Source organism: Stenotrophomonas sp. STEN035, assembly GCF_056759935.1.
In genome coordinates this window covers 1-7,319 of sequence record NZ_JBRRDY010000065.1, presented here as the reverse complement: position 1 = coordinate 7,319, position 7,319 = coordinate 1, and the positions used below count along the sequence as shown (strand labels likewise).

Here is a 7,319-nt window from a genome sequence, read left to right as displayed (position 1 = left end):
GCGTCGGGGGTCGGCCGTGGGGTTGCGTGTTTGGGGGGGGTCATGGGGTGGGGCGTACCGTGGCGGGATGGGCTGGGTTGGGCCGGGAAGGGGTAAGCTTCTAAGCTTGCGCCTGAGCCAGCGGCGATTGCGCCGGCGCCTCCAACAGCTCCGCCGGCAGCTGTTTGAACAATTGCGAGAACTGTTCCAGAAACGCGCCCATCGCTGAACTGCGGCGCCAGACCATGCCGATCCTGCGATTCGGCTGCGGACTACCCGCGAATGGGATCAATCTGACGTTCTCCGAACGCGCCACCGGCGGCTTCACCGCCAGCATCGGCAGCAGGGTGACACCGACGTTGGCCGCGACCATCTGTCGCAGGGTTTCCAGGCTGGTGGCCTGGAACTCGGATTTCTCCAGCGCGCCGGCCATATGGCAGACATCCAACGCCTGATCGCGCAGGCAGTGACCGTCCTGCAACAGCAGCAGGCGTTGGTCGGACAGGTCATCCAGCGTCAGCGAGGGGTGGGTGGTCAGTGGGTGGCCTTCCGGGGCGGCCAGCACGAATGGTTCCTCGAACAGGAATTCGGTGTGCAACTGCTCGTCGGCGATTGGCAGCGCCAGTATTGCGGCATCGAGCTGGCCGTTGCGCAGCTGCGCCATCAGCACATCGCTCTTTTCCTCGACCAGCAGCATCTCCAGCTGCGGGAAGCGCTGGCGGATCGCCGGCACCACATGCGGCAGCAGATACGGGCCGAGGGTCGGGAAAATTCCCAAACGCACGGTGCCGGCTTCCGGGTCGCGCGCGCGGCGTGCGGCTTCCTTCATCTGCTCCACTTCGGCAACGATATTGCGCGCACGCGCGGCAGCTTCGCGGCCGGCCGGGGTCAGCATCACCTTGCGCGGGGCACGCTCCACCAGCGGCACGCCCAGTTCTTCTTCCAGCTTCTTGATCTGGGTGGACAGGGTGGGCTGGCTGACGAAGCTGGCCGCAGCGGCACGGCCGAAGTGCTTGTGCTCGGCCAACGCCACCAGGTATTTCAGGTCACGAAGGTTCATGTCGGGCTCCGCTCATGCAGGCGCCGGCAGCTGCCGGCGCGGTCAAATCAAAGCCCCGCAACGCGGGGCTTTGAGGGCTTCATGCGGTTGCTGTCTCTACCGCTGCAGGCTGCAGCACCGGCGTACGGATCAGATGATCGAAGGCGCTGAGTGCGGCAGTCGAGCCTGCGCCCATCGCGATGATGATCTGCTTGTACGGCACCGTGGTGCAGTCGCCTGCCGCAAACACGCCCGGCACATTGGTCTGGCCGCGATCATCGATGATGATCTCGCCGCGACCGCTCAGCTCCACCGTGCCACGCAGCCACTCGGTGTTCGGCAGCAGGCCGATCTGCACGAAGATGCCTTCCAGCTCGACCCGGTGCGAATCGCCACCGACGCGGTCGGTATAGACCAGACCGTTGACCTTCTGGCCGTCGCCCAGCACTTCGGTGGTCTGTGCGTTGAGCACCACCTTCACGTTGGGCAGGCTGTTGAGCTTGGCCTGCAGCACCTGGTCGGCACGCAGCTTGCTGTCGAACTCGAACACGGTGACGTGGCTGACGATGCCGGCCAGGTCGATGGCCGCTTCCACGCCGGAGTTGCCGCCGCCGATCACCGCCACGCGCTTGCCCTTGAACAGCGGGCCGTCACAGTGCGGGCAGTACGCCACGCCCTTGTTGCGGTACTCGTCCTCACCCGGCACGTTCATCTGCCGCCAGCGGGCGCCGGTGGACAGGATCACCGTTTTGGACTTCAGCGAGGCGCCGTTCTCCAGCTGCACTTCGACCAGACCATCGGCACCGGCCGGCACCAGCTTGGCCGCGCGCTGCAGGTTCATGATGTCCACCTCGTACTCACGTACGTGGGCTTCCAGCGCGGCAGCCAGCTTCGGGCCTTCGGTGTGCTGCACCGAGATGAAGTTCTCGATCGCCATGGTGTCCAGCACCTGGCCGCCGAAACGCTCGGCAGCAACGCCGGTGCGGATGCCCTTGCGTGCGGCGTAGATCGCCGCTGCAGCACCGGCCGGGCCACCGCCCACCACCAGCACGTCGAATGCATCCTTGGCCTTGATCTTCTCGGCCTCGCGGGCAACGGCGCCGGTGTCGAGCTTGGCGACGATCTGCTCCAGGCTCATGCGGCCGGAGTCGAACATCTCGCCACCCTGGAACACCATCGGCACCGCCATCACCTGGCGCTGTTCCACTTCCTGCTGGAACGTACCGCCCTCGATCACCGTGGTGCTGATCTTCGGGTTCAGGATCGCCATCAGCGCCAGCGCCTGCACCACGTCCGGGCAGTTGTGGCAGGTCAGCGACATATAGACGTCGAAGCTGTACTCGCCGTCGATCGCGGTGATGCTGTCGATGACGTCCTGCGCGACCTTCGGCGGATGGCCGCCGGTCCACAGCAGGGCCAGGACCAGCGATTCGAATTCGTGGCCCAGTGGCAGGCCGGCGAAACGCACGCCATGGTTCTGGCCTTCGCGGGCGATCACGAACGAGGGCTTGCGCGCATCGTTGCCGGAAGTGTCCAACGTGATCTTGCCGCCGCCGGCCGCGACGATATCGTCAAGCAGGCCGCGCATGTCCTGGCTGGCGCTGCTGTCGTCGAGCGAGGCGATCAGGCGCAGTGGCTGGCGCAGCAGGCCCATGTACTGCTGCAGCTGGGTCTTGAGGCTGTCGTCGAGCACGGTCAACTCCTTCGTTGAGGCAAAGCGGGGGAGTGACGCCCCTGCGTCAAGCGGGGCGCCAGTAAAAAGTAGGGGTGAACCGCAGCGGGCTGCGTGGCGTGCGGGCGTGGTGCTGGCTGGCATCAACACGCTGCGGTTCACCCCCACGCCCGCCGCGAGGGCGGGGTGGGAGCGGCTACGACTTAGATCTTGCCGACCAGGTCCAGCGACGGGGTCAGGGTCTTTTCGCCTTCCTTCCACTTGGCCGGGCACACTTCGTTCGGGTGTGCGGCGGTGAACTGGGCAGCCTTCAGCTTGCGCAGGGTCTCGGAGACGTCACGGGCGATCTCGTTGGAGTGGATCTCCGAGGTCTTGATCACGCCTTCCGGGTTGATCACGAAGGTGCCACGCAGGGCCAGGCCTTCTTCCGGGATGTGCACGCCGAAGGCGTTGGTCAGCTGATGGGTCGGGTCGCCAACCAGCGGGAACTTGGCCTTGCCCACGGCCGGCGAGGTTTCGTGCCATACCTTGTGCGAGAAGTGGGTATCGGTGGTCACGATGTAGACCTCGGCACCGGCCTTCTGGAACTCGGCATAGTTGTCAGCGGCGTCTTCAATCTCGGTCGGGCAGTTGAAGGTGAAGGCTGCCGGCATGAAGATCAGGACCGACCACTTGCCCTTCAGCGATTCGTCGGTGACTTCAATGAACTTGCCGTTGTGGAAAGCATTGACCTTGAACGGCTGGACCTGGGTGTTGATAAGGGACATGAAGATTCCTCTTGGGTTGTAGGGCGGGGTGAATCGTTGGAGCAAAGACTAATAGGCAGAAACTAATAAAACAAATGAATTGGATGCATCGTATCAATAGATAAAGCCTATCAATCGTTGTTCTGAAGCTGCCTCAAGGCCTGATATCGGGTGCTTTGCGGGCTTTCCAAGCCATCTTCGGCCAAGCTGAACGGCGCGGCATAGACGGGATTAATCCCAAGGCAAGGATCATGGCGGTAGGCAGGGGCGGGCGCGCTGACTATCCTCGCCCTCCTGAAAAGAGCTAGCGAAGAGGTAATGCAGTGTCCACGTTGAAGGTTGCCGAGCTGTTGCGGGAGGCCGCTGGGCGCCTGTCGGGCGAAGATGCCCGCCATGAAGCCGAGCAGTTGCTGATCCACGTGCTGGGTGTGGAGCGGGCCTGGTTGTTCGCCCATGCCACCGACGAGGTGGATGCCGAGGCGGTGGAGCGTTTCGAAGTGCTGGTAGCGCGTCGGGCCGAGGGTCACCCGCTGGCCTATCTGATTGGCCGCCGCGGCTTCTGGACCCTGGACCTGCAGGTCAACACCGCCACCCTGATCCCGCGCCCCGAGACCGAGCTGCTGGTCGAGCAGGCGCTGGCGCGGCTGCCGGCCGATGACATGGTGCGGGTAGCCGACATGGGCACCGGCAGCGGCGCGATTGCCTTGTCGATTGCCAGTGAGCGGCCGCTTGCGACGGTGATGGCGACCGACGTGCTGGGTCCGACCCTGGCAATGGCGGTGAAGAACGCCCAGGCGCACGGGCTGGAAAACGTGTGGTTCCGGCGCGGGCATTGGTATGCAGCGCTGGGCGCGGATCGCTTCGACATGATCGTCAGCAATCCGCCGTATATCGCCGCGGGTGATCCGCATCTGGTGCAGGGTGATCTGCGTTTCGAGCCGCCGCCGGCCCTGGCCTCGGGTGCGGATGGCCTGGATGCGATCCGCGAAATTGTTGCTGGTGCGCATGAGCACCTGGTGCCCGGTGGCTGGTTGCTGCTGGAGCACGGTTGGGATCAGGGCGAGGCCATCCGCGCGCTGCTGGAGCAGGCCGGGTTTGTGGAAGCACAGACGGTGCAGGATCTGGAGCAGCGTGATCGGGTGACGCTGGGGCGTTGGCCTGGTTGAGGTTTAGGTAGTTGTTGCTTTCGCTTTCGCCTTTTTTAGCTCGTCATTCCCGCGAAGGCGGGAATCGCTCTGGGGTTTGCATTTGATTTTGGGGCCAAAGCCAAAGCGATTCCCGCCTTCGCGGGAATGACGGCTTTCAAAACCAAAGCAAAGCGGAAGCAAGAAACAAAGCTAAGGCTAAAGACAAGGCCGCGCCAAAGCAGAGCCAAAAGCACCGCTCCAGCGTGCCATTCAGGTCATTTACTGTCCGCATGACGGCCGCTAAAACCTCCCGTAGCATCGTCATTTCCAAACCGGGGATGCTGATGATCCGTACCGCGTTCGCTGCCGTATTACTGGTCACATCACTGGGCTGCGCCGCAACGCCAGCCACCAGCAAACAAGCTCCCATCCATCCCTTGCGTGAGGGCTCGCCGATGCAGGATGACTTCGCCGATCTGGCGCCCCTGGGTGAGGCCATCGGCGACAGGCGCATCGTCATGCTCGACGAGCTGACCCACGGCGAAGGCAACATCTACGCAAGCAAAGTGCGCACCGTACGTTACCTGCATGAGCGCAAGGGCTTCGACCTGCTGGTGCTGGAAAGCGGGTTGTTTGATGTAACCCGTCTATGGCAGTCACGGTTGCCGCTGCGCGCCAACGCACCGGGCAACATCTTCTACATGTATGCCAACAGCGCCGAGGTGTGGCCGCTGTACGACTATCTGGACGCGCAACGCGATGCGCCGGGTGCGATGCAGCTGGCTGGCTTCGATGGGCGTTTGAGTGGCGGATTCTCACGCCGTCAACTGGTGCCGCAACTGCGAGAACGATTACTGCGTCAGCCACTGGATGAAATGGCCCGGCAGCGCCTGCAGCTGCATTTCCAAAAGATGCAGCAATTGCTTGATGGCAAGCTGGCAATGGCGGACGCCCGCACACGCAAGCGCTTCCTCGAAGATTCGCAATGGCTGCTGCAACTGCTGCCCGCGCCGGACGCCGAGCACGGTGAGGATGTATTCAACAGCGATGGTTTCTGGCGCCGCATCAACGCCAGCCTGCAGCGCATGGCCGAAGTAGCCTGGCAACTGCGGCCCTTCGACGAACACGACCCGGTCATGGCCGGCAACCTGCAATGGTTGTTGGAGCAGGCTTACCCGGGGCGCAAGGCGGTCGTCTGGGGACACTACGCACATCTGAACAAACTTGGCGGCTATCGCGACGGTCATCCGCGCGGCTTCCCGCCGGTGGACAACGTGACCCGCGCCTTGCCGCCCGTGCTGCAGAAGCAGACCTATGTGCTGCATTACGCTGGCGCGCAAGGAAGTTACCTTGACTACATCGATCAGCAGGTTCGCAAGGTGGACGCACGGCCGTTGCAGCTGGAGTCGCGCTTGACTGCCGGTACCGCGGCCGCAGCGGTGTTCGTGGACCTGTATGCAGGCAGTTTGCCCAGCGAGGACGACCCGGCCAGCCGGCTCTGGGGCATGGACTACGCAGACGAATTGACGCTGCCTGAAGCACGGCAACGATTCGACGGCATCTGGCTGCTAAATGGCATCACCCCGGCAACCTACGCATCGCCTTGATGGAGTGCGGCAGCGCAGACAAGACCGCAACATCGCTGCGTTAAACTAGCCGTCCTGTTCCCAGCGAGGCTGCCATGCGCACGCTCTACCCCGCCATCGAGCCCTACGACACCGGCACGCTCAAGGTCGACGACCGCCATACGCTGTATTTCGAACAATGCGGTAATCCCAACGGCAAGCCGGTGGTGATGCTGCACGGCGGCCCCGGTGGCGGCTGCAGTGACAAGATGCGCCAGTTCCACGACCCGTCCAAGTACCGCATCATCCTGTTCGATCAGCGTGGCTCGGGCCGTTCCACCCCGCATGCCGATCTGGTCGACAACACCACCTGGGATCTGGTCGCCGACATCGAGAAGCTGCGCGAGAAGCTCGGCGTCGACAGCTGGCAGGTATTCGGTGGCAGCTGGGGTTCGACGCTGGCGCTGGCCTATGCCGAAACCCATCCGCAGCGGGTGACCGAGCTGGTGCTGCGCGGCATCTTCATGCTGCGCCGCTGGGAGCTGGAATGGTTCTACCAGGAAGGTGCCAACCGTCTGTTCCCGGATGCCTGGGAGCATTACCTGAAGCCGATCCCGGCGGTGGAGCGCCACGACCTGATCTCGGCCTTCCATCGCCGTCTCACCAGCGATGACGAAGCGACCCGTCTTGCCGCCGCCAAAGCCTGGAGCGTGTGGGAAGGCGCCACCAGCTTCCTGCATGTGGACGATGACTTCGTCAATAGCCACGAGGACCCCCAGTTTGCGCTGGCCTTCGCACGCATCGAGAACCATTACTTCGTCAACGGCGGCTTCTTCGAAGTGGAAGACCAGTTGCTGCGCGACGCGCACAAGATTGCCCACATCCCGGGCGTGATCGTGCACGGCCGTTACGACGTGGTCTGCCCGCTGGCCAATGCCTGGGAACTGCACAAGGCCTGGCCGAAGGCGCAGTTGCAGATCAGTCCCGCGTCGGGCCACTCGGCATTTGAAGCCGAGAACGTCGACGCACTGGTACGCGCAACCGACAGCTTCGCCGGTTGATAAGCGGGCCCCTGTAGTGGGGGGGGGGGGGGGGGGGGGGGGGGGCGGGGGGGGACGGGGTTGTGGGGTGGGGGTGGGGGGGGGGGGCGGGGGGGCGGGGCGGGGGGGGGTACGGAGGAGAGAGTCATGG

Annotated in this window: 6 protein-coding genes; 3 read left to right on the top strand and 3 right to left on the bottom strand. The window is 63.9% G+C overall.

What is annotated here, in order from left to right; genetic code table 11:
- Nucleotides 1-100: 100 nt before the first annotated feature.
- The 3 genes from ACVOLL_RS20290 to ahpC form a co-directional block, all read right to left on the bottom strand.
- Nucleotides 101-1,039, bottom strand: a complete 939-nt coding sequence (locus ACVOLL_RS20290; RefSeq protein ID WP_481514537.1) for a LysR substrate-binding domain-containing protein — start codon at nt 1,037-1,039, stop codon at nt 101-103.
- 79 nt (nt 1,040-1,118) lie between these two features.
- Nucleotides 1,119-2,711, bottom strand: a complete 1,593-nt coding sequence (gene ahpF, locus ACVOLL_RS20285) for an alkyl hydroperoxide reductase subunit F (protein ID WP_481514536.1) — start codon at nt 2,709-2,711, stop codon at nt 1,119-1,121.
- A 182-nt stretch (nt 2,712-2,893) separates the two neighbouring features.
- The gene (ahpC, locus tag ACVOLL_RS20280; RefSeq protein ID WP_313174167.1) at nt 2,894-3,457 is read right to left on the bottom strand and encodes an alkyl hydroperoxide reductase subunit C; all 564 of its coding nucleotides are present in this window, start codon (nt 3,455-3,457) and stop codon (nt 2,894-2,896) included.
- 302 nt (nt 3,458-3,759) lie between these two features.
- On the opposite strand from ahpC, the gene prmC reads away from it, so the two are divergent.
- The 3 genes from prmC to pip all read left to right on the top strand — a co-directional run bounded on the left by prmC (nt 3,760) and on the right by pip (nt 7,189).
- Complete coding sequence (prmC, locus tag ACVOLL_RS20275) at nt 3,760-4,602, top strand: peptide chain release factor N(5)-glutamine methyltransferase (RefSeq protein WP_481514535.1); 843 nt, start codon at nt 3,760-3,762, stop codon at nt 4,600-4,602.
- Between the two features lie 305 nt (nt 4,603-4,907).
- The gene (locus ACVOLL_RS20270) at nt 4,908-6,170 is read left to right on the top strand and encodes an erythromycin esterase family protein (RefSeq protein WP_481514534.1); all 1,263 of its coding nucleotides are present in this window, start codon (nt 4,908-4,910) and stop codon (nt 6,168-6,170) included.
- Nucleotides 6,171-6,244: 74 nt separating this feature from the next.
- Nucleotides 6,245-7,189 carry a prolyl aminopeptidase gene (gene pip, locus ACVOLL_RS20265; RefSeq protein WP_481514533.1) on the top strand — a complete coding sequence of 315 codons (945 nt, stop codon included), beginning with the start codon at nt 6,245-6,247 and terminating at the stop codon, nt 7,187-7,189.
- Nucleotides 7,190-7,319: the final 130 nt, after the last annotated feature.